This is a genomic window from Flavobacterium indicum GPTSA100-9 = DSM 17447 (assembly GCF_000455605.1).
GTDB lineage: Bacteria > Bacteroidota > Bacteroidia > Flavobacteriales > Flavobacteriaceae > Flavobacterium > Flavobacterium indicum.
In genome coordinates this window covers 2,079,361-2,102,795 of sequence record NC_017025.1, presented here as the reverse complement: position 1 = coordinate 2,102,795, position 23,435 = coordinate 2,079,361, and the positions used below count along the sequence as shown (strand labels likewise).

The following is a 23,435-nucleotide window of genomic DNA, read 5'->3' as shown; positions in this document are numbered from 1 at the left end:
TTTTGTAAAAATTATATTAAAAACTTACAATTTATTTAGTTTTTCAGCCGCCGCAATTAAAGTTTCATCGGTTTTAGCAAAACAAAAACGAAGCATGTGTCTATCTGTATTATCGTTATAAAAAACAGAAATCGGAATGGAAGCCACGCCATGATTTACAATCAATTCCTTAGCAAAATCCACATCGTTTTTATTCGAAATTTGGTTGTAATTCACCACTTGAAAATACGTTCCATCACAAGGCATTAACTCAAAGCGGCTGTTTTTAATTAGGTTTTGAAACAAATCGCGTTTGCGTTGATACATTTTGGAAACTTCGCTAAAATTAACCACATCCAAGTATTCCGAAATAACATGTTGTGAAAAACTATTCACACTAAAGACTAAAAATTGATGTACCTTTTTCATTTCGTACATTAAATTTTCAGGAGCAATTAAATAACCCACTTTCCAACCCGTAACATGCAATGATTTTCCAAAAGAAGAAGCGATGATGGTTCTTTCGACTAATTTTGGACGTGTATTAAATGAAATATGAGGTTGCGAAAACGTAATGTATTCGTACACTTCGTCACCTAAAATTAAGATTTGAGGATGTTTTTCTAAAATAGTTTCTAAGGCTTCAAAATCTTGTTCTGTCCAAATTCTACCCGTAGGATTGTGTGGATTATTGATGACAATCATTTTGGTTTTAGCTGAAATCGCGCTTTCAATTCGGTTGAAATTGGGTGTGTAATCATCGTTTAATGAAACACGAACAGGTTTTCCACCGGCAACTAAAACTGAAGGTTCGTAACTGTCATAACTTGGATCTAAAATTAGTACTTCATCACCCTGATTCACAAACGTGTTAATCGCTGTAAAAACGCCTTGTGTAGCGCCAGCGGTAATCAATAGTTCAGTTGTGGTATTGATTTTTCTTCCGTATTGTTTTAACGTTTGATTCGCAATTTTTTCCAATAACGAAGGCAAACCTGCCATCGGCGTATATTGGTGAATGTTTTCTCGAATAATACGTTCCGAAATTTGTAACAAACGTTCGTCTTCAGGGAAATTTGGAAATCCTTGCGATAAATTAATAGCACCGTGTTGGTTCGCTAATTGCGACATTACGGAAAATATACTGGTGGTAATGTTAGGTAGTTTTGACATGAAATAATTTATTGAAAACGAAAATTCAATTTAAATTTAGTTATACTTTTAATAATTTACTTACGGAAAATGAATTAACCACATAGGAATATAAATAAAAAGATAGTTATAGTCAATTCATTGTTACACATAGCTATTTTTTCTATTACAAAGTGAAACGACTTTTAGAGTTTATGAATATCTATATTTCTATGTGGTTAAAATTTTAAAAAGTAAATTCAATTTGATTTTATAATTCTTCAAAAATATAAAAAATATACACGCTTTAATTTCTTCAAATTACTTTATTTTGTGATTTAATTTTGAAATTTTGAAGATAATCATATTAACCCCAATGGAAATTGAGCGAGAAAAAGTCCTTAACGCCTTAGCTCGAATTCCGAATTTGAATCATACATACGAAGTAATTGTGTCTGGAATTGGTCGCGAAAGTACGGCTAAGGCGATGATGCAATTGCCACCACACGATATTTGTGTGTTAATGGGTTTTGCGGCTGTAGTAGGAAAAGAAGCCCATTTACCCGATTATTTGCATTTAGGAAAACCTATCGAAATTACGAATGCCTCGCTATACGGTTACGAAGGTGGTTTGTTTGAAAACGGAAAACCCATTATCACCGAAAAGCCAAAGCTAAATTTACCTTGTTTATCTTCCTTAACTTCCGATAAGTTTGTAAGAACAACCGATTTAGCCGAAAAAACAGTAGTAAATATGGAAGATTACACTTTTAAATTTTTGAAAAAACCACAAGATTTTATCGTGCGCATCATCTCTGATTTTTTACCTCACGAAACCGAAATCGACTTTTTTGAAGAAGTGAAAAGTATAGATTTTTTGGAAGGTGTGATGGCGGTGGATGGGGTTTAAAAAAATAGCTAATAGATTAATTTCAATCTACAGTTAAAATTATTCACAGTTATGACTCAATATTTCACTTAATTTTTTATCAGGATTTTCAATCATTAAGTTTACAATTTTAATTCTAAATAAATCAATTAATTGTGGAATAGAATTAATTAACTTGTAGTAGGATTTTTGGAATTCAATTCCGCCATGTTGAATGAAGTTTCTTTGTTCTTGTAATTCAGTTAAAATTTTTAAGATATAATCACAGTAATTAATTAGATTTTTTTCTTCTAGTTTAAAGTAATATTCAATTGTTTCATTTAGAAATGGATTATTTATTTTAGATTTTATATTGACTAAGTCTACTTTACTTTTATCAGAAAATGTTTTAAAAATTTTCAAAGCCTCTTCTTGATTAATTTCAAAGCTTATTTCAGAATTAAGATTAAATATGTTAAAAGAATTTCTTATGTATTCAAAAATAAATTCTGTTTCATTTTCTTTTACTTCTTTATTTATAAATTTTTTTAGTTTTTCTTTAAAAGGTTTTCCAATTAGGTTTTCTAGATATTGCCAATATAAATCTAAACTGCCATTATTCTTAGCTTTTATATAGGTACTTTCATTTGAAAGGAATTCTACTTTACCTTTTATTTTTTTATTATTTAGAAACTTATTTATTTGATAACCTGTAATATTATTTAAATTATGTTTTTGGAATATTCTTGGCTCTTCACTGAAAGATAAACTCCATCCAAAGTTTTTAAAATCATTTGTAAATAGATATGATTTTTTATCAATAAAAGCGCTCATCTCACAATTATGATTAATATTTTCAATCCATTTAGATGCTTTCTTTAGAGCTGATTTATGATTTTCTTTTTCATTTTTAGAAATATTCTTAATTATGACAAAACTTTTGAAGCTCTCATTAAAAAAGTCAGGAGTATATTCTTGAGATTTTAATTTAAATTTTTCTTTTATTTTCTTTATCTTTTTATCTTCTGAATTGTAAATTTCTATATCATCAATTTTAAAAACTAAATCTTCTTTGATTTGAAAATTACCTATTCTAAATACATAATAGTTTTTAATCTCTTTTGATTTATAATAGTTCAAAATACCTTCAAATTGTTGATCAAAAGTTCTATTAACTATAAATTCTTCTTTCTTTTTTTTGCTTTCTTTTGAAATTGTATTGTTAAATGGAAATTTATTTATATCAGAAGAAATTATTCTGTCAAAAATATCTTTTATTTCATTTTTATTTCCTTGGACAAAAAACAATTCAACAGCAATTACATAAGTGTAATATTTTAAATCTTCTATGTGTTCAGACAAATCATGTTCACATTTTAAAAAACTAATTATTGATTTGATGGATTTTTTAAACATATTTTTAATCAAATATGTTTTAAACCTTTTTAAGTCTTTTAATAATATTGATTTATTATCTTCAATCCATTTGTTTTTTTCTTTAATTTTTAATTCGGAATATTTATTAATATGTTTACAAATAATTGGATAATGGATTTTATATTCTTTAAAATACTTATTATTTATATTTAAAAAATTGCTTTTAAAATAAATGTCAATATATTGATTTCTACTATCAATTCTAGGGTTGTTTTCAATTTGAAATATGATTTTCTCAATAATTGAGAGAGTGTTTTCAATTTCAAAATCAATATTTTTTCCTAGTTGATCTACTACAAAAGAATAATAATCAGCAAAATAATTTACTTTTTGTTGAATTAATTTATTTGGATGTGTTATGGAGTGAATTTTTGTCATTTTATATATTGCGAAATAAAAAAAAACACTGGTAATCTACCAGTGTTTCAAATATAATGCAAAGTTTTAAAAGTATTTTAATCTTCCAATAAAACCTCCAATATCGTAATCGCGGCATCGCTAATTTTAGTTCCAGGACCAAAAACTGCAACAGCTCCGGCATCGAATAAGAATTGGTAGTCTTGTGCTGGGATTACACCACCCACAATGACCATAATATCTTCTCTTCCGTATTTTTTTAGTTCTTCAATCACTTGTGGAACTAAGGTTTTGTGTCCCGCTGCTAAAGAAGAAACACCTAAAATGTGTACGTCGTTTTCCACCGCTTGTTTCGCAGCTTCTTGTGGCGTTTGAAATAATGGACCAATGTCCACATCAAAACCTACATCGGCATAACCGGTTGCAACTACTTTTGCACCACGATCGTGACCGTCTTGTCCCATTTTCGCAATCATAATACGAGGACGACGCCCTTCTTGCTTTGCGAATACATCGGCTAATTGTTTAGCTTTTTCAAAACTTTCGTCGTTTTTAATTTCTTTACTATACACGCCGCTAAAACTTCTAATTTGTGCTTTATATCTTCCGAAAACCGTTTCTAATGCATCGCTAATCTCACCTAAAGTGGCTCTGTTACGTGCAGCATCTACGGCTAAATCTAATAAGTTCCCGTTACCTGTTTTGGCACATTCAGTCAATTTGGCTAAACATTCGGCAACTTTAGCATTATCGCGAGTCGCTTTAATTTGTTCTAAACGCTCTATTTGTTGTTTGCGCACCAATTGGTTGTCCACATCCAAAATGTGTAATGGATCTTCTTTTTCCAAACGGTATTTGTTTACGCCAACTATAATATCTTGTCCGCTATCTATACGCGCTTGTTTTCGTGCTGCAGCTTCTTCAATTCTTAATTTTGGAATCCCCGCTTCAATCGCTTTGGTCATTCCGCCTAATTCTTCAACCTCTTGAATTAAAGCCCAAGCTTTCTCAGCAATTTCAGCCGTTAAACTTTCTACATAATAACTTCCTGCCCAAGGGTCAACTGTTTTACAAATTTTGGTTTCTTCTTGTAAAAAGATTTGAGTATTACGTGCAATTCGAGCCGAGAAATCGGTTGGTAAAGCAATCGCTTCGTCCAACGCATTCGTATGTAACGATTGCGTTCCTCCAAAGGCTGCAGCTGCGGCTTCAATTGCCGTTCGTGCCACATTATTAAAAGGATCTTGTTCCGTTAAACTCCAACCCGAAGTTTGACAATGCGTTCTTAAAGCTAAAGATTTTTCGTCTTTTGGATTAAATTGTTTCAATAGTTTTGCCCAAAGCATACGACCGGCACGCATTTTTGCAATTTCCATAAAATGATTCATTCCAATTGCCCAGAAAAACGAAAGGCGTGGAGCAAACGTATCAATGTCCATTCCCGCTGCTAAACCCGTACGAATGTATTCTAAACCATCGGCTAAAGTGTACGCCAATTCAATGTCTGCAGTAGCTCCCGCTTCTTGCATGTGGTAACCCGAAATTGAAATCGAGTTGAATTTTGGCATATTTTTACTCGTATATTCAAAAATATCCGCAATAATTTTCATCGAAGGTGTTGGCGGATAAATGTAAGTATTTCGCACCATGAATTCCTTCAAAATATCATTCTGAATCGTTCCCGACAATAGGTTAGGAGCAACGCCTTGTTCTTCCGCTGCCACGATGTAGAATGCCATAATTGGTAAAACCGCACCATTCATCGTCATGGAAACAGACATTTCCCCTAACGGAATTTGGTCGAAAAGTACTTTCATATCTTCCACCGAGTCAATTGCAACTCCCGCTTTACCAACGTCACCCACCACTCGTTCATGGTCAGAATCGTAACCTCTGTGTGTCGCTAAATCGAAGGCAACAGAAAGACCTTTTTGTCCGGCAGCTAAGTTTCTTCTGTAGAAAGCGTTACTTTCTTCTGCCGTTGAAAATCCCGCATATTGACGGATTGTCCATGGTCGGCGAACGTACATGGTTGCGTAGGGTCCGCGTAAATTGGGTGCAAAACCCGCTCCAAAACCAAGATGTTCTAAATCGGAAATATCTTCTTTAGAATAGGTTGGTTTTACTTCAATTCCTTCTGCAGTTGTGAAGTGTTGTTTTTCAGAAACTTCTGATTTCTGATTTTTAACTTCTAACTTTAAATGTTGTATATCTTTTCTCATCTTTAGAGAATTTTCAAATTAATAGAATTGGCTAAATTGACTCATTATTCAATCGTTCTTGTTCTAATTTTTCAGCCAAACGTTTTTCGATAATCGGTGTAATTAGCGTTTTTCTGGCGTTTTGTTTTACGAATGGATACAATTCCAAATCGTTTTTCATCTGGTCGTTTTTGTTAGGGTATTTGTTAGTTCCTAATAAAACTTCTTTTCCTGAATCAAAAAGTTCTTGTTCTTTTACAGCACTTTCAGAAATTTTACGTTGAATTGTCCCTTCAATTAATTGAGTGATGAAACCACCATTTGCTTCAATATCTTTGAACAAATCTAAAGCTTTCTCAGCTAATTGTTGAGTTAACGTTTCAATGTAATACGCACCGTCAGCCGGATTGTTCACTTTATCAAAATAACTTTCGTGTTTTAAAACTAGTAATTGGTTTCTAGAAATTCGGTCACCAAACTCGTTGTCTTTATGGTAAATAGCATCGTAAGCTAAATTCGCCACTGCATCGGCACCACCTAAAATAGCCGACATGCATTCGGTAGTTGTACGTAACATGTTTACATTATAATCGTATAATGTTTTGTTACGTTTGGTTGGTGTTGCAATAATATGACAATCAAAAGTGTGATTGTATTCTTTTGCTAAGGTATTGAAAAGTAATCGAATAGCTCTTATTTTTGCGATTTCGAAAAAATAATTAGTACCAACAGCTACTTCAATCGTAAGGGGTTGGTTGAGGCTTAAAATTCGGTTGAAATATTCATTTGCATGAGCTAAAATATAAGCTATTTGCTGTACTACAGTAGCTCCTGCATTTTGATACGTTTTAGCATTTATATTTATAAAAGCCTGTGTTTCTTTTGAAGACAAAAGGTTTAAGGCATCAAAATCGTTTTCTAAATTGTTGAACCAATTTCCATCTTTTGTTAATTGACCAATAGGATCTACAAGAAGTTTTGCACGTAAACCGTTTGTTGAGATGATTGCATTTAATTTACCAATGAAATCTACGGATAAAAAGGGCAAATTAAAATAATAAATAACCTTTTCTGACGGTAAATTTTTTAGTAGTTCGTTACAATCAATTTGGTCATTTTCAATGGTGAAATAAACGCTTTCAGCACCACGATTTAATGAGTCTAATGCTTTTTTATTTGATAATTCTACATCGTGGACAAATATTTTTTGTACGATTTGAAAAGGTTGTGCAGGATGAATAGCAGTAATTGCGTTTTCAAACTCATCATTATGATAAAACGGTTTTACTTTAATACCTTCGGGCGATTCCCAAACTAAGGTTTCGTTATAATCCGCACCTTTTAATTCGAATTGAATTTGTTGTTTCCATTGTTTTGAGGAAACAGTTTCAAATTCTGAAAATAATTTTTTTTCACTCATGGTTTAAGTGTTTTATCAGTTTAAGTCAAGTTTAGCCCTGATGGAAGCGGCACCTTGTAGAGCGAACAGCAGGAGTGAATTGCTGTTGAAATACTATTGTTCTGCTTCTAAAATACTATCCTTTTCTTTGTCTTCTTCAAATTCAATGATGTAAATATCCTCGCTATCTTTTTTCATGAAATATTTTTCTCGAGCATATTTTTCAATCATATTATCATTTTTTAAATGTTTTATTTTTAAGCTATCTTTTGTAATTTCTGACTGGTAGTATTCTTTATTGTTTTCTAGTTCATCAATTTGTTTGTTTAAAACACGGTGTTCTAGGTAAGAATAATTATCAAGAAACAACATCCAGATTATAAAAATTAGTAAAATTACATAGTACTTGTTTCCAAGAAATCTTAGAAATGGAAATTTTTGAAAAAGTACTTGTAATTTTTTAAACATTAGTTGTCAATTCTTTGATTAATAACTGCTCTCACTACATCAATCGCAACCGTATTGTATTTGTCGTTTGGAATAATAATGTCGGCATACGCTTTGGTTGGCTCAATAAATTGTTCATGCATTGGCTTTAACGTTGTTTGATAACGATTTAAAACCTCTTCCATATCACGACCTCTTTCAGCGATGTCTCTTCTAAGACGGCGGATTAAACGCTCATCTGAATCGGCATGTACATAAATTTTTATATCGAACATTTCTCTTAATTCTGGGTTAGTAAGAATTAAAATTCCTTCTACAATCATTACTTTTCTTGGTAAGGTATGAATGGTATCTCCAGTTCTGTTATGTTGCACAAAAGAATATACGGGTTGGTCAATAGCTTTTCCTTCTTTTAAATCTTTAAGATGCTGCACTAATAATTCAAAATCGATAGCTCTTGGATGATCGAAATTAATTTTAGAACGTTCGTCATAACTCAAATCATGAGTTTCTTTGTAATATGAATCTTGAGAAATAATACCTACTTCAGTTAACGGAAGTTCGTTCATAATTTGGTGAACTACAGTTGTTTTTCCACTTCCGGTTCCTCCAGCAATTCCAATAATTAGCATATATTTGATGTGTTGATATTTAATTAGCAAATATAAAAATTATATCGATGTTTGATGAGGTATTTTAGATGAAAATTGCAAGATATTTGCCAAAATGGTATAGTTTAGTTCTAATAGACTTTGTGCCAATTCATTTTGAATGGCTTAATTGAGTAAAAAAGAAAAAGCCCTCAGAATTCTGAAGGCTTTGTCGGGGTGGCAGGATTCGAACCTGCGACCTCCTGGTCCCAAACCAGGCGCGATAACCGGGCTACGCTACACCCCGTATTTGTGAGTGCAAATATATAACTTAATTTAAAGATACAAAATATATTTCCTTTTTTTTCGTACTTTTTTTTAGTTGGATGAATTACCCTTTTTCCTTTGTATATTTACACTTTAAAATATAGTTCAATGAAAAAAATTATAGCGCTAGGTTTTGTTTTTATCCTAATATCTTGTCAATCAAAACCTCAAGAGAAAGATTTACCTAAAATGAATGGATATTGGGAAATTGAAGAAGTGGAATTTCCCGATGGAAATAAAAAAGTATATCAGGTAAATGAATTAATTGATTTGTTTGAACTTAAAAATAATAAAGGTTTTAGAACAAAAGTGAAAGCCCAATTAGACGGTAGCTTTATTAAAAGTGAAATGAAAGATGCTGTAGAGATTGTGGATAGTAATGATGTAGTGTATTTGAAAACTAAATCGAAATATTCAAAAATGGTTGAAAAAATTCTCAAAATAAATGATAAAGAGTTAGTAATTGAGAACGAAACTAAAATAGTTTACCATTATAAAAAATTTATTCCTTATTCAAAAAGGTAATTGTATGAAAAGACTAAATGACGATTATTCGATTAGTGATGTGATGAAGGAATTTATCAAATCAAATAAATTAGAAAAAGGCCTAGATGAAGTACAGGTTAAAGAATTATGGCTTTCTTTAATGGGAACTACAATAGCCAATTATACGACACAAGTTGATTTTTATAGAAACACACTTTATGTAACACTAAATTCAGCTGTTTTAAAGCAAGAATTACTACTAGGAAAGCATAAAATTATAGAATTATTCAATAAAGAACTGGGTAAAGAGTTGGTTAAAGATTTGATATTCAGGTAGTAATTATATTTATTTAAAATAAATCTAAATAAATTTGCTTTTTATTTAGACTCATTATAAATTTGCAATATAATTTTAAATCAGTCTAAATAAAATGAAAATAGTTCACATTTTTTTACCTATACTTTCTGCTGTTAGTTTTGCTCAAAACCATGCAGATGCTTATGATGAGACTAGTATAATTGTAAATGATACAGTTAAAAAGGTAAAAGTTATTGAGCCAATCCAAATTCAAACCACTGTTCAAGGAAAAACCGTTGCTTTAGGAAAAACGGGTGTTAAAGCCATTGATTTACCACAAGGTTTGCAAGTTATAGATGATAAAATCATTGAACAGCAGCAAGCTATTCGATTAAGTGATGTAATAAAAAACGCTAATGGAGTTTATGTAAGTTCTGCAAGAGGTGGTGCTCAAGAGTCTTTTTTCTCAAGAGGCTATGATATGTCAGCAAATAATATTTTTAAAAATGGATTCAGAGTCAATTCGGGTTCAATGCCCGAAGTTGCTTCCTTAGATCAAGTAGAATATTTAAAAGGAGGTTCGGCATTACTATTTGGTAATGTAGCGCCAGGAGGCATTTTAAATTTAGTTACAAAAACGCCTCAGTTTAAATATGGAGGAAGTTTATCCATGCAAGCAGGAAGTTTTAACTATTTCAAACCAGTATTGGATTTTTATGGTCCGTTAAATAAAAGTATTGCTTATAGATTGGTAACTTCGTATGAAAACTCAGAAAGTTTTAGAGATGTGGTGAAACGTGAACGATTTTATATTAATCCGTCTATTTTATTTAAAGTTTCAAAGAGAACAAATATTTTAGTACAAGGTGATTATTTAAATGATAATTGGACTCCCGATTTTGGAACAGGAGCAATCGGTAAAAATGTTTTTTTAGATATTCCTAGAAGTACCTATTTAGGCGCAAGATGGTCAAACGGATTAACGAATCAGTCTACAATTACAGCGCAAATTAATCATAAATTTAATGAGAATTGGAAGTTAAATGCGAACTCTTCGTTTCAAGATTTTAGGAGATTTTCAGAAGGAACGGAACGAATAGTAATCAATGCAGATGGAAGTTTTACACGACCTTTAGGGAAAAATAATAATTTAGAAACAATTTTAGGGCAACAATTTAATGTACAAGGCGTATTTACTACTTGGGGTATGAAACATCAATTAGCGATGGGTGTTGATTTAGATAAATCATTTACAGAAGCTTATACTTATGTTTTCGGAACTGGTGCTACTTCTGTTGCTTATGATACGGCTTCTATTTATGATCCTTCTACTTATGAAAATGATCATGCTTATGCGGCAGCAAGAAATACAAGAATTGTTAAAACTGAGGCAACTCGCTTTGGGGTTTATTTTCAAGATTTAATTAGTTTAACATCAAAATTCAAAGTTTTGGCTGGTTTACGTTGGTCTTGGCAGGAATCTCAGGCTACAACTTATGCAGAAGTTACTGGTCAAGGAAATCCTTATGAGGGTACTTCAACAGTAGGTAAAATGTTGATAAATAAAGAATTTACTCCAAAAATAGGATTAGTGTATCAACCATTCCAAAATACTTCATTATTTGCTAGTTATTCTTCTTCTTTTTCACCAAACACGGCAACAGACGTATATGGAAATGTTTTAGAAGCTTCTATTATTGATCAATATGAAGTTGGTGTTAAAAAAGGATTTTTCGACAATAAATTGACTACAAATGTAACGGTTTACCAAATTATTAATAGTAACTTAGCACAAACAGCTTTGTATGATGCTAATGGAAATTTAAATAATAACGCTGCGTTTAAAGTTCTTTCAGGTGAAACAACAAGTAAAGGTTTTGAAATTGATGTGACGGCGCAACCCATTAAAGGATTAAATGTAAATGCGGGTTATAGTTATAATGATATGCGTTTTACAGATGTTGAAGCCAAACCAGGGAATTTTATTGAAGGTGATCGAGTGGCAAGAACGCCTTATGGAACGGCTAATTTAAGTTTCTTCTATACTGTTCAAAATGGTATTTTAAAAGGATTCTCAATTGGTGCTATTGGAAATCATGTAGGTGATAGAATTGGTGGATGGAATAATGATTACCAATTAGTTTCAGGGAATTTAGTAATAAGAGATAGAGAAATTCCTGTTAGAAGTTACACAACCTTTGATACATCAGTAGGTTATGAATGGAAAAAGTTCTCAATTTTATGTAAATTATCCAATATTACAAACGAATTAAATTTTACAGTTCATGAGAATTACAGTATAAATCCTATTGCGCCAAGACAATTTATGGCTACATTGAAGTACAAATTTTAATACAGCGGTTAAATTTATTACGTTTTTTAATTTTATTGTTATATAGAAAAAGCCGCTTTGGAAGATTTCCTTAGCGGCTTTTCATTACAAACAAACTAAATTATAATCAATACTTTATCTAATTAAAACTGTGCAGTTTCAGTAGAATCTTTCATTGCTACAGTTGATGCTAAACCAGCAGTAACTGCATTTTGTACTTCATCAAAATAAGTAGTGCCTACAAAATTTTGGTGTTTTACAGCGCGGAATCCTTCAGCTTGAAGCGCAAATTCTTTTTGCTGTAATTCAGAGTATCCCGCCATTCCTTTTCTTTTATAAGCCAATGCTAATTCAAACATGGAAGTATTTAAAGCGTGGAATCCAGCCAAAGTAATAAATTGGAATTTATATCCCATTTTGGCAATATCCTCACGGAAAGTTTCCATTTGTTCTACGCTCAATTTTGCAGCCCAATTAAATGAAGGGGAGCAGTTATAAGCTAATAATTTTCCGGGAAATTTAGCATGAATGGCTTCTGCAAATTTTCTAGCTTCTTCTAGGTCTGGAGTAGATGTTTCTAACCAAATTAAATCAGCATAAGGCGCATAAGATAATCCTCTTGAAATGCCTTGTTCTAATCCTGCTTTTACATAGAAAAAGCCTTCTGGAGAGCGCTCTCCTGTAACAAATTCTTTGTCTCTATCGTCGATATCACTAGTTAATAAGTTGGCTGCATCAGCATCTGTTCGTGCTACAATTATGGTAGGAACTCCCATGGTGTCAGCGGCTAAACGTGCAGCAATTAATTTATTAATAGCCTCTTGTGTAGGTACCAATACTTTTCCTCCTAAATGCCCACATTTTTTTGCAGACGACAATTGGTCTTCAAAGTGAACGCCAGCCGCACCTGCTTCAATCATGCCTTTCATTAATTCAAAAGCATTTAGATTGCCTCCAAATCCTGCTTCTGCATCTGCTACTATTGGTACTAAATAATCTTTTTTGTTTTCAACTTTATTTACCGACTGAATTTGGTCTGCTCTTAATAAGGCATTGTTGATTCTTTTTACAACTTGAGGTACACTATTGGCAGGATATAACGATTGATCAGGGTACATTTCTCCTGCTAAATTAGCATCTGCGGCTACTTGCCATCCACTTAAATAAATCGCTTCTAAACCGGCTTCAACTTCTTGTATGGCTTGATTACCTGTTAAAGCACCTAAACCAGCCACCCAATCTTGGTTATTTAATTTATTCCATAAAATTTCAGCGCCTCTTTTTGCAATAGAATATTCGATTTGGTAGGAACCCTGAAGTTCTACTACTTTTTCAGCAGTATAAGGTCTTTCGATTCCTTTCCATCTAGGATTTGTGGTCCAATCTGAAATTAATGCTTGAATTCTGTCTTGTGTTTTCATACTTTTGTATTGTTTTTAATAGTTATGTAAATAATTATTTTAATTGAGCTGTCGAATGTTGCCGCATTCGGCAGTTTTTTTTGTTAATCAATATAGTTGTAGGCTTCCAGTGTTAAAAAATCATCTAATTCGTCCTTCATGATCAAGGTTGAAAAAAGTGAGGTGGCTAATTCAAATTTGCCTTCTTCAAAACGTTTAAGTCCTACATAGTTTTTTATTTTTTCCAATTCTTCTGGAATATATTTTTGATATAATTCTTTTGTAATTTCAGTACCCTTATCTGTTTTTACTTGTTTTTTTAACCAAAGCCATAATTGTGCTCTTGAAATTTCTGCGGTTGCAGCATCTTCCATTAAATGATATAAGGCTGCCGCTCCAACACCCATTAGCCATGATTCCATATATAATATTCCAACATTGATGTTTTTTCTAATTCCAATTTCAGTGATTGAACCAATTGGTAATTCTAATAACTGTTTTTCTGTAATTTGAATTTCATTTCTTTTAATATGTAATTGGTTTTTAGTTGGCATATTTTCATTAAATACCTGCATAGCTAAAGGAACCAAGGCAGGATGTGCAACCCAAGTGCCGTCATGGCCGTTTTTCACTTCTCGTTCTTTATCGGCTTTCACTTTATCAAATGCAGTTTGATTTGCTTCTTCGTTATTTTTAATCGGAATTTGTGCAGCCATTCCGCCGATAGCAAGAATATTCCTTTTATGACAAACTTGAATGACCCTTAAAGAATAGGCGCTCATGAAAGGGCTTGTCATGGTAATTTGATCACGATCAGGAACTATGAAATCGGGGTGTGATTTTAATTTTTTGATATAGGAAAAAATATAATCCCAACGACCACAATTCAATCCGGCAATATGTTCTTTTAATTCGTAAATTATTTCATCTAATTGAAAACTTGCGGTTATCGTTTCAATTAATACGGTTGCTTTTATCGTTCCAACCGGAATATTACAATAGTTCTGTGCATAAATAAACACTTCATTCCACCAACGCGCTTCTTCATAAGATTCTAGTTTTGGTAAATAGAAATAAGGACCTAATCCTTGTTTGAGTAAGGAATGCGCGTTGTGATAAAAAAACAATCCGAAATCCACTAATGCGCCCGACATTTTTTCTTCTTCAACTTGTAAATTTTTCTCTTCCAAATGCAAACCTCTCGGTCGAACTAATAAGGTAGCGGTTTCAGAGTTTAATTGATAAGTTTTGCCATTTTGTTCTAATCGTATACTTTTATTTACAGCATCTTTTATATTTTCTTGTCCTTCCATTACATTGTTCCAAGTGGGCGAACAACTATCTTCAAAATCAGCCATAAAAATTTTAGCTCCTGAATTTAATGCATTGATTACCATTTTTCGATCAACTGGCCCTGTAATTTCAACTCTTCTATCTAATAATATTGCTGGAATAGGAGCTGCTGTCCAATCTTCATTTCTTAAGGCTTCAGTTTCTTTAGGAAAAGATGGAAAAGCACCACTATCATATAAAGCTTGTTTTGTCTCTCTTTTTTTTACTAATTCAATCCTTTTGCTATTAAAGTTGGTATGTAATGCAGTTAAAAATGCTAACGCTTCTTCTGTTAGGATTGTAGAAAATTTATTTTGATTTAAAACTGTAAGTTGTGTTGATTGTGTTTTCATAAAATAGTTATTTATGTTTCTGTGTACAATATTATAAAATTAAAAAATACAAAACAAGCGAACGTTCGCAAAAAGTATAAAAAATTTTAAAAAAATATTTTCGCAAAAATGTTTTATATTTGTGAAGTATTGAAAATTATAGGAATTTTATTTTTTTATAGTTTCACTATTTTTTTTAAATTCAAGTAAAATGATTGAAGAAGAATACATCCGATTGATTTTTGGTTTAAAACTGAAGCAGGTTCGAACCGATAAAAATTTGTCATTATTTGGATTGGCTAAAGTTACAGGCTTGTCAAAATCGTATTTAAATGAAATCGAGAAAGGAAAAAAATACCCTAAAAGAGATAAGATTGTATTGCTTGCCGATGCACTTGAAACGTCTTATGATCAATTGGTTTCTTTAAAGTTAGATAAAAACTTAGCTCCGATTGGCGAGATTCTTCAATCTCGAATTTTAAAAGAAATTCCGCTTGATATTTTTGGAATTAAAGAGAGTGATTTAATTGATATCATTGCAGAGGCACCATTAAAAGTCAATGCTTTTATTAGTACTTTGTTTGAAATAGCTAAGCATTATAATTTAACAAGAGAAAGTTTTTTCTTGGCAGCATTACGTTCATATCAAGAAGCAAATAACAACTACTTTGAAGAATATGAAAATGAAGTTGAGCAATTTGCCAAAGCGTATTCAATTGATTTAAATAAAAAAATTGAAGTTTCGGATTTAGAAGAAATTTTGATTGAAGAGTACGGTTATACTATTGAAAATGAAGAATTATCCAAACATAAAGAATTGAATAATTTACGTTCAGTTTTTGTGCCTACTTCAAAAACATTATTAGTGTCTTCTGAAACAGATACCTCACAACGATTGTTTATATATGCCAAAGAAATTGCTTATAACTATTTGAAAATTTCAGATCGATTATTTACTTTTTCATGGATAAAGTTTGATCGTTTTGATCAAGTATTGAATAATTTTATTGCCTCATATTTTGCGGGTGCATTGCTCATTCCAAGAAAACGTTTAGTGAAGGAATTAAAAATGTTTTTTGAAAATAAACAGTTTGATGAAGCTAAATTTAATGCTATAATTCAAGAATTTACAGATTCTCCAGAAACGTTTTATCAACGTTTAACGAATATTTTACCTAAAGATTTTAATTTGAAAAATTTATTCTTTTTGCGCTTTAGTTATAAGCCAGAAAGAGGCGATTTTCAATTAACGAAAGAACTGCATATTACTAATTTGTTAGAACCACATGCTAATGAACGTAACGAACATTATTGTCGTCGTTGGGTGTCGATTAAGACTTTAAGTGAGTTGCCTAATTTGAAGAACGAAGAATTGTTTTCGTGTCAAATTTCTTCATATACGCATACAGATAATAAATATTTTGTAATGTCAACGGCAACTAAGGATCCTTTTAGAAAAGGGTATTATAGAAGTATCGCTTTAGGAATTATGATCACTCCACATTCTCTGGGCAAATTACATTTTTTACACGATGATTCAATTCCAGTGAAAAGGGTAGGAGTAACTTGTGAGTCGTGTTCTATTTCGGATTGTGAAGTACGAGTGGCACAACCAAGGAATTTAGAACGAAAACAACGATTTGGTCAAACAGATGAGGTAGTTAAAGAAATTATGGAGAAATACAAATAAAAAAAACCCGATTTGAAAACAAATCGGGTTTTTTTATATCAGTTATCAAAAAAATTGATAGTCGATTGAATTAAAATTGCTCTCTTCCAGCAAAATGGAATGCACCTTCAATAGCTGCATTTTCATCTGAGTCAGAACCGTGAACTGCATTTTCACCAATTGAAGTTGCGTATTTTTTACGGATTGTACCTTCAGCAGCATCAGCAGGGTTTGTAGCACCAATTAAAGTTCTGAAATCTTCTACAGCGTTATCTTTTTCTAAGATTGCAGCAACGATAGGACCTCTTGTCATGAATTCAACTAATTCACCAAAGAAAGGTCTTTCACTGTGAACGGCATAGAATTTTTGAGCATCTGCTACAGTTAATTGTGTTAATTTCATTGCTACGATTCTGAAACCACCTTCAGTAATCATATTTAAAATTCCACCGATGTGTCCATTTTCAACAGCATCTGGTTTAATCATTGTAAAAGTTCTGTTACTTGCCATTTTTTTATTTTTTTGCAAAGGTACTACTTATATTTCTTTATACAAGTTGTATTGAAAAATAATTAGTTAATTGTTCTTACAGTTCTAAATCCGTAAAACTCATGCGTTTTATTAGGATAGGTAGAAATTCTATTGGCAGGTCTACAATAATTAGGTTGACTATCCCAAGATCCCCCTCTAACACTTTTTTTATCACCCATTTCAGGTCCTTTCGGATTGTTGTTTGGTTCAGTTTTATAGTAATCAGTATTATACCAATCCCAACACCATTCCCATACATTTCCAGTCATATCGTAGATTCCTAGTTCATTTGGTAATTTTGTTCCAACAGTGTGTGGTTTTCCATTACTATTTCCTTTATGCCAAGCAACATCATCTAATGTATTACTTCCTGAATATTTAAATCCTTTACTGTTTTTACCACCTTTAGCAGCAAATTCCCATTCAGCTTCTGTAGGTAATCGGTATCCATTAGCTTTAAAGTTACATACATAAAAAGGACCTTTAACTGAATAAGCTGGAGTAAGACCTTCTTTTTTACTTAACCAATTGCAATATGAAATGGCTTCTTCCCAAGTAATATTGTTAATTGGCGCTTTGTCGCTCCAGCCCCAAGATGGTGCTTTAGGAAGTTTCTTTTTGTTTGCTTTTAAATATTGTTTCCATTCCCAAACAGTTACTTCATATTTACTGATTTCGAAATTGTCTAAATTTACTTCATGTTCTTTTTGTTCATCAACATCAGCGGTTATATCTTGATCTTTAGATCCCATCATAAATTTTGCTCCATCTACTTTTATCATATTAAAAGGGAGTAATGAAGAAAATGAAAATAAAGTAATACTAGTAATTGATAATAAGGCAATTGTAATTTTTTTCATTTTAGTAGGTTTTAAATCGGTTGCAAATGTATTTACGTATCTACAATGTTAATAATATGTTAGGTAAAAACACAAATTAATCGATAAAATGCACTAAAATGATAAAAATATAACAAAAAAATAGTGTATTGTTAAAAAATTAAGAAATTAGAAGTGTGAATTCGGCGACAAACGGATTAAATTTTGCACAACAAATAGAAATAAAATTCACGTCGTAAAATGTAGAAAAATTACTTACTCGTTCTTGTAAATTTCCGTTAGGGAATAATTCATTTTTGAGGTTTACTATTTGATTTAACTCTTCGCTATACTTTCTTTTTTCAGCTTTTAACAGTCTTTTTTCAAGGTTTTTTAAACCTTTAATTTGTTTTGTTTCTTGCGCTTTAACTGCACCCATAAAAGAAGCATCTGTTTGTATTGCGATATTTTCTAATACTTTAAATTGTTCTTTTAAGAATGCTATTTGATTATCAAAATTAAATGAAACAGTAGAAAGTTGTTTTACTTTTATTGAGGTCAAATGATCAGTAGGTAAAAAGATTTCTTTCCAAGTAAGTTGTAATTTGTCAAGTTTTTTTACTTGTTTTTCAGTTGCAATTAGCGCTGAATTTCTTAACTGTAAAATAGGAAAGGAAATATTATTGGCTTCAAAATTTGATTTTAATTGTAGCCAGTAGGCTATTTCCCCGCCACCTCCAATATATCCAAGATTGGGTAAAAGTACTTCTTGGTATAATGGTCTTAAAATTACATTTGGACTAAATTTTTCAGGAGCATTTTGAATTTCGTTTAAAATTTCTTCTTTTGAAAACTCAATAGAGGTATTTAAAACTTTATATGTATCATTTTCTAAAACAATTCGTTCTCTCAAATTGTTTTTCATATAAAAGAAATTAATTGCTCTTGGATTAACTTGAATTGTATAATTTTTGAGTAATTGATTAGTTTTGCTCACTTCTTCAAATGAAGTTTGATTTAACAGTTCATTTTTAATGTAAGGAACAAATAGATTTTTCAAACTTTTATCATCTGCATCTACTATAACCAATCCATATTCTTTAAATAATTCATTTGTTAAATAGCGTGTTGCATCGGCTAAATTAGTGTGTTTTAAATAGGCGTTTTCAAACAGATGAAGTAAATAATCTGCCGTGGTGCCTAAACCAATTTTTGATTTTAATTCGGTATAAACATCTTCTAACCCCTCTGTTGATAATCTGCCTACAGGTCCTTTAGATTCTTTTTTCCATTTTATTTTTGAGTCATTAATAGTAAAGTAATTAATTTCTTCAAAATCATGATCTTCGGTTGCCATCCAATATATGGGTACAAAATTAAATTCAGGATATTTTATTTGAAGTGCTTTTACCGTATTTATGGTTGATACGATTTTGTATATAAAGTAAAGTGGTCCGGTAAACAAATTTAATTGATGACCGGTTGTAATTGTATAGGTATTTTCTTTTCCTAGTAATTCAATATTTCTTTTAGTTTGTTCAGAAATAGAAATAGAATCGTATTGCTTTTTTAAAGTTTCAACAAGTGTTTTTCTGTTATTGTGGTTGTAATTTTGTCTTTTTAAATCTATTTGTAATTTATAGTTTTCTATTGAAGGAGAAAAATTATAAAGTGAATTTAAATTGGAATTTTGATTTAAATAATCAACAATTAAATTTGAAAAATAACCCGATTCTTGAAAAGTGATACAGTCGCTAGGCATACAACAATTTTTTTGTAAAAATACGGATTTTTAAAAATCTATAAATAAAAAGAGCAGTATTTAACTGCTCTTAACATTTTATCGTTTTAAAGAAAAATGACCTTTATGTGTTTTTCCATTTTGTCGGGTTACTACAAACCAATAATCTGTTGAAGGTAGGGGATTACCGTTGTAATTTCCGTCCCATCCTTGTGATAATGATCCAAATTGTTTCACCAGTTTTCCTTGTCGGTCAAATATTTTTATAGTCAAATTAGGTTCGTTGTCTGAAAACTTAATTTTCCAAAAATCATTATATCCGTCGCCATTTGGTGTAAAATATTTTGGATACATAAGTAAATAGATTTCATCAGATGAAATTCCACATCCATGTTTGTCTCTTGCATATATCGTGTATTCACCATATTCTAAATTTGTAAATACATTACTGTCTTGATAATCAATGCCGTTTAATGAATATTCATAATCTCCTTGTCCAGTAACGTTAACAGTGATAATATTGTTATCATCTGTCCAATCAGAAGTGATGGTTTGTTGAAATATTGCTGGATTTGATAAAACTACATTTATTGATTTAGTAGTTGAACAAATAACATTTCCGTGATTTTCAGTTACAGTTAATTGATATTGACCTGGTTGATTCACAATAATACTTGGGGTAGTTTCTCCAGTTGACCATAAATAGCTGTCAAAATATTGATTTTCAGTTAATTTTACTGTGTGATTTTCACATAAATAAAATAAATCTTCAATAGTTGGAATTGGAGTAGGAATTAAATCTAATTGTAATTCTGCAATACTAAAACATCCATAAATATCTTTAACATTGACATATATAATTTTTGAATTTGTATTTAATAAATAACTTAATGAATTAGTAATTTGATCTGATGCTATTTGATTTTGAGCTCCATTTAAAGAATTGTAGTAAGTAAATGTGAAATTAGTACTGTTAACAACAAATTGATTGTTGTAAATGGTTAAATTAACAGGTTCATTACCATTATTTTGATTGTCACAAATCAAAATTGAATAATTTGTAACTACAGGTAATGGTAAAAATGTTGAACTAACATATGCATTTGATGTAAGACTATAGCAATTTCCTCCTTTTTTAATTTTTATAGGAAAAGTAACTCCTCCGCCATATATGTTAGTTAAGGTATTTGATGTAGTCCAAGTTAATCCATTATCAAAACTATATTCATCTGCAATTGTATTGACAACTATGGAAGCATATGTATTACAACCAGCATCAGTTATTGTGTAATCTGGATAGGTGTTTTCTAAACTAGTCAAATAAACATATTGAGTTGGAGAAGTACAACCAAGATTGTTTTTTAATTTTACTAGATAACTGCCTGCAGGTAAATTGTTAAATGTATTTGAGGTTTGCCATGTTGTTCCACCATCAATGCTGTAAAAATCAGAAACTGAAGTGAAAATTATACTTCCTAAGTTTGAACAATAAGGTGGACTAAAAACATATGTAGGAATTGATAAAAATTCACCATATAGTGTAACACTATTGAAATTAGAAATGCATCCGTTTGAATCTTTTGTTCTAATTAAATAAGTACCCATAGGTAAATTAGAGGCTACATTGTTTGTTGTCCATGTTACACCGTTATCAAAACTATATTCGGAAGCAACAGTGGTAATGGTTATTTCACCTAATCCATCACAACTTGTAGGTTGAACAGAATTAAAGTAGGGATAATCAGATAGGAATGGAATAATGTGAACAGTAGAATTATAAGAATAACAGTTATTAATTGTTCTAATTTTTATATTGTAAAATCCAACATTTAAATTAGTAAAAGAATTATTTGTTGACCAAGTTAAACCACCATCAATACTAAATTCTGCTGCAGGACTGGTTATAGTTATGGTTCCAGTTCCTACAGAACATGTTGGTTGAATAACTTCAATTGTTGGGGAAACTGCAACTTGACTTGGTAATATTGTGACGCTTTTTGATGAACTACATCCTTCGTCATCAACTACAGTAACAGTATAAGTACCAACTGAAGATACACTTATTGTTTGTGTGGTTTCTCCTGTTGACCATAAATAGGAAACTCCTTGAGAAGCAGTTAAATCAGTACTTCCTTGACAAACATTTAAAATTCCTGATATTGAAGCAAATGGATTTTTAACTAAAAGTTGAAAAGCTATTATCTTGTAACAGGTTGCGTCTTTTGTTATTCTCGCATAGAGGGTTGATGAATAACTTTCAAAATTTGTAGGATTTGTTATTGAATTTGTGTTTGTAGAAGCATCATTATAAGTATTAAAATAAGAAATTGTTAAGCCAGTTTGTGTTCCAATTAATTGATTTTCAATATTTGTTAAATCGAAAAATTCTTTACCGTCGGAGTTTGTATCACACATATTTAATGTGCCCGTTTGTAGTGAAAAATTACAATCTGGTGTACAATTTAAAAATGATATATCCCATCCAATGTTAGCGTCCGGATCAGTGACTGAATTAAACGCTGTTCCAGAACAATTTGTTTGTGTTGTACTGTAATTAATTGTTGCACTTACATTATAATTTGCATTTATAACATTTGGAAAATTAGCTGCATTTAATTGAAAACAAAATATTTTTGTGTTTAAATCTAATGTAGTTGGTGTGCTACTTGAATAAACAATTGCATTATTATTGTTTAAAACATTTAATGTAATACCTGTAACATTTGCAGAAATACCTCCAGAATTTGGAATTGTAAATGTTCCACATACATCAATTGGTAAATTAGGACAAATTTGAAATAAAGGATTTAATTCAATACTACCTTGTAAATTTTCATCTGAATGTGCAAGACATAAATCGTCAATGTATGCATATCCAAAATGCCCTCCAAGTCCGCATCTTGCTGCTGTCATTTCAATAGTAAATTCTTCATTATTTGGAATAGAAGAAATATCTAAACTTACATTTTGCCAATTTGAAGTAAATAAAACAATACTGCCAGCTTCATAATTTGGAGCTTGAGTAAAAATACAATTCGTAGGATCACCAATTAAACAAAATTCATCTGCAATAGAACCATTACTTTTAATAATCCTGATTTTTATGAATGGTTGTTCATTTTGATGCCCAGATCCATCTATACTTTGGAGTACTGCTTTGTAATTTAAAGTGACTTTATCTTCATTATTTGTTTTAAATCTTTTTGCATGAACAACCCCTGAAGTTGTATTTGAACTTTTGTAATTTATTTTTAAAGCAAATTGGTCAAATGCATTTATACTTCCTATAAATTCGTCAATATAATTTGCAGGAACAGTTGTTACCATTAAGCCGGTATTTGTTGGATTGTATTCAGCTATTCCAGAAGTCGCAGTAACAAAAGGAGTTACACATTGAGTTGGATTTAATGGATCCGTTATTGTATATTTATAATCTTTGAGGTAATTTACGCCTGAAATTGTTTCAAACTCTTCAAAATTATTATTACTACATAAATGAACAGCAGTACTACTTTTAAATTTTAATTTAGGAGTATTGATTATCTCTTCTATTTTCTTTTTTTCTAAAATAGTTTGAATTTGTTCTGGATTGGTAACTATTTTTCCAGATTGATCTTCAAATATTTTTCTTTTTTCAAGTTTTTTTGAATTTAAATTAATGTTGTTTTGGCTAAATAAAATGTTTATTGATAGGAGAATGAATAGATTAACTATTTGTTTCATGAAAATAAATTTTTACAAAAATAAAAAAAATATATG

General features: G+C 31.0%; 17 protein-coding genes and 1 tRNA gene. 5 read left to right on the top strand and 13 right to left on the bottom strand.

The window, feature by feature from the left end; translation table 11 throughout:
* Positions 1-24 precede the first annotated feature (24 nt).
* Positions 25-1,152, bottom strand: a complete 1,128-nt coding sequence (locus tag KQS_RS09730; RefSeq protein WP_014389015.1) for a methionine aminotransferase — start codon at positions 1,150-1,152, stop codon at positions 25-27.
* 310 nt (positions 1,153-1,462) lie between these two features.
* On the opposite strand from KQS_RS09730, the gene KQS_RS09725 reads away from it, so the two are divergent.
* Positions 1,463-2,020, top strand: coding sequence for a hypothetical protein (locus KQS_RS09725; RefSeq protein ID WP_242400760.1), 558 nt, complete (start codon positions 1,463-1,465; stop codon positions 2,018-2,020).
* 39 nt (positions 2,021-2,059) lie between these two features.
* Here the strand turns inward: KQS_RS09725 and KQS_RS09720 are convergent, their stop codons facing one another.
* From KQS_RS09720 to KQS_RS09695, 6 genes are all read right to left on the bottom strand, one after another.
* Complete coding sequence (locus tag KQS_RS09720; protein ID WP_014389013.1) at positions 2,060-3,793, bottom strand: hypothetical protein; 1,734 nt, start codon at positions 3,791-3,793, stop codon at positions 2,060-2,062.
* 77 nt (positions 3,794-3,870) lie between these two features.
* Entirely contained in the window at positions 3,871-5,994 is a 2,124-nt protein-coding gene (scpA, locus tag KQS_RS09715) for a methylmalonyl-CoA mutase (RefSeq protein WP_014389012.1), read from the bottom strand.
* Between the two features lie 31 nt (positions 5,995-6,025).
* On the bottom strand, positions 6,026-7,393 hold the full coding sequence (locus KQS_RS09710) for a methylmalonyl-CoA mutase subunit beta (RefSeq protein WP_014389011.1): 1,368 nt from the start codon (positions 7,391-7,393) through the stop codon (positions 6,026-6,028).
* Positions 7,394-7,486: 93 nt separating this feature from the next.
* A complete protein-coding gene (locus tag KQS_RS09705) occupies positions 7,487-7,840 on the bottom strand; it encodes an FtsB family cell division protein (RefSeq protein WP_014389010.1) in 354 nt (117 codons plus the stop codon).
* Positions 7,840-8,451 (bottom strand): uridine kinase, encoded by a 612-nt coding sequence (udk, locus tag KQS_RS09700; protein ID WP_014389009.1) that lies wholly within the window; start codon positions 8,449-8,451, stop codon positions 7,840-7,842. Before udk ends, KQS_RS09705 begins: the two co-directional genes overlap by 1 nt.
* Before the next feature lie 190 nt (positions 8,452-8,641).
* A tRNA-Pro gene (locus KQS_RS09695) sits at positions 8,642-8,716 on the bottom strand.
* A 128-nt stretch (positions 8,717-8,844) separates the two neighbouring features.
* On the opposite strand from KQS_RS09695, the gene KQS_RS09690 reads away from it, so the two are divergent.
* The 3 genes from KQS_RS09690 to KQS_RS09680 all read left to right on the top strand — a co-directional run bounded on the left by KQS_RS09690 (position 8,845) and on the right by KQS_RS09680 (position 11,873).
* Complete coding sequence (locus KQS_RS09690; protein WP_014389008.1) at positions 8,845-9,261, top strand: hypothetical protein; 417 nt, start codon at positions 8,845-8,847, stop codon at positions 9,259-9,261.
* 4 nt (positions 9,262-9,265) lie between these two features.
* Positions 9,266-9,559, top strand: coding sequence for a DUF721 domain-containing protein (locus KQS_RS09685; protein ID WP_014389007.1), 294 nt, complete (start codon positions 9,266-9,268; stop codon positions 9,557-9,559).
* Positions 9,560-9,653: 94 nt separating this feature from the next.
* The gene (locus KQS_RS09680; protein WP_014389006.1) at positions 9,654-11,873 is read left to right on the top strand and encodes a TonB-dependent siderophore receptor; all 2,220 of its coding nucleotides are present in this window, start codon (positions 9,654-9,656) and stop codon (positions 11,871-11,873) included.
* Positions 11,874-11,995: 122 nt separating this feature from the next.
* On the opposite strand, the gene aceA is transcribed toward KQS_RS09680, so the two are convergent.
* Both aceA and aceB read right to left on the bottom strand, forming a co-directional pair.
* Positions 11,996-13,273, bottom strand: a complete 1,278-nt coding sequence (gene aceA / locus KQS_RS09675; RefSeq protein ID WP_014389005.1) for an isocitrate lyase — start codon at positions 13,271-13,273, stop codon at positions 11,996-11,998.
* A gap of 83 nt (positions 13,274-13,356) precedes the next feature.
* Positions 13,357-14,937, bottom strand: coding sequence for a malate synthase A (gene aceB / locus KQS_RS09670; RefSeq protein ID WP_014389004.1), 1,581 nt, complete (start codon positions 14,935-14,937; stop codon positions 13,357-13,359).
* Between the two features lie 190 nt (positions 14,938-15,127).
* Between aceB and KQS_RS09665 the strand changes: the two genes are divergently transcribed.
* Entirely contained in the window at positions 15,128-16,606 is a 1,479-nt protein-coding gene (locus KQS_RS09665; protein WP_014389003.1) for a helix-turn-helix domain-containing protein, read from the top strand.
* Between the two features lie 70 nt (positions 16,607-16,676).
* Here KQS_RS09665 and KQS_RS09660 read toward each other — a convergent pair whose 3' ends face one another.
* From KQS_RS09660 to KQS_RS09645, 4 genes are all read right to left on the bottom strand, one after another.
* Entirely contained in the window at positions 16,677-17,096 is a 420-nt protein-coding gene (locus KQS_RS09660; RefSeq protein WP_014389002.1) for a nucleoside-diphosphate kinase, read from the bottom strand.
* Between the two features lie 62 nt (positions 17,097-17,158).
* Positions 17,159-17,977, bottom strand: a complete 819-nt coding sequence (locus KQS_RS09655) for a formylglycine-generating enzyme family protein (protein ID WP_014389001.1) — start codon at positions 17,975-17,977, stop codon at positions 17,159-17,161.
* Positions 17,978-18,116: 139 nt separating this feature from the next.
* The gene (gene bshC, locus KQS_RS09650; protein WP_014389000.1) at positions 18,117-19,697 is read right to left on the bottom strand and encodes a bacillithiol biosynthesis cysteine-adding enzyme BshC; all 1,581 of its coding nucleotides are present in this window, start codon (positions 19,695-19,697) and stop codon (positions 18,117-18,119) included.
* A gap of 78 nt (positions 19,698-19,775) precedes the next feature.
* Complete coding sequence (locus KQS_RS09645) at positions 19,776-23,399, bottom strand: T9SS type B sorting domain-containing protein (protein WP_014388999.1); 3,624 nt, start codon at positions 23,397-23,399, stop codon at positions 19,776-19,778.
* Positions 23,400-23,435 lie beyond the last annotated feature (36 nt).

What these genes read in the sequence shown, in the direction of transcription:
- KQS_RS09730 (WP_014389015.1), bottom strand. Translation starts at nt 1,152, where the DNA reads ATGTCAAAACTACCTAACATTACCACCAGTATATTTTCCGTAATGTCG.
- KQS_RS09720 (WP_014389013.1), bottom strand. Translation starts at nt 3,793, where the DNA reads ATGACAAAAATTCACTCCATAACACATCCAAATAAATTAATTCAACAA.
- scpA (WP_014389012.1), bottom strand. Translation starts at nt 5,994, where the DNA reads ATGAGAAAAGATATACAACATTTAAAGTTAGAAGTTAAAAATCAGAAA.
- KQS_RS09710 (WP_014389011.1), bottom strand. Translation starts at nt 7,393, where the DNA reads ATGAGTGAAAAAAAATTATTTTCAGAATTTGAAACTGTTTCCTCAAAA.
- KQS_RS09705 (WP_014389010.1), bottom strand. Translation starts at nt 7,840, where the DNA reads ATGTTTAAAAAATTACAAGTACTTTTTCAAAAATTTCCATTTCTAAGA.
- udk (WP_014389009.1), bottom strand. Translation starts at nt 8,451, where the DNA reads ATGCTAATTATTGGAATTGCTGGAGGAACCGGAAGTGGAAAAACAACT.
- KQS_RS09690 (WP_014389008.1), top strand. Translation starts at nt 8,845, where the DNA reads ATGAAAAAAATTATAGCGCTAGGTTTTGTTTTTATCCTAATATCTTGT.
- KQS_RS09685 (WP_014389007.1), top strand. Translation starts at nt 9,266, where the DNA reads ATGAAAAGACTAAATGACGATTATTCGATTAGTGATGTGATGAAGGAA.
- KQS_RS09680 (WP_014389006.1), top strand. Translation starts at nt 9,654, where the DNA reads ATGAAAATAGTTCACATTTTTTTACCTATACTTTCTGCTGTTAGTTTT.
- aceA (WP_014389005.1), bottom strand. Translation starts at nt 13,273, where the DNA reads ATGAAAACACAAGACAGAATTCAAGCATTAATTTCAGATTGGACCACA.
- aceB (WP_014389004.1), bottom strand. Translation starts at nt 14,937, where the DNA reads ATGAAAACACAATCAACACAACTTACAGTTTTAAATCAAAATAAATTT.
- KQS_RS09665 (WP_014389003.1), top strand. Translation starts at nt 15,128, where the DNA reads ATGATTGAAGAAGAATACATCCGATTGATTTTTGGTTTAAAACTGAAG.
- KQS_RS09660 (WP_014389002.1), bottom strand. Translation starts at nt 17,096, where the DNA reads ATGGCAAGTAACAGAACTTTTACAATGATTAAACCAGATGCTGTTGAA.
- KQS_RS09655 (WP_014389001.1), bottom strand. Translation starts at nt 17,977, where the DNA reads ATGAAAAAAATTACAATTGCCTTATTATCAATTACTAGTATTACTTTA.
- bshC (WP_014389000.1), bottom strand. Translation starts at nt 19,697, where the DNA reads ATGCCTAGCGACTGTATCACTTTTCAAGAATCGGGTTATTTTTCAAAT.
- KQS_RS09645 (WP_014388999.1), bottom strand. Translation starts at nt 23,399, where the DNA reads ATGAAACAAATAGTTAATCTATTCATTCTCCTATCAATAAACATTTTA.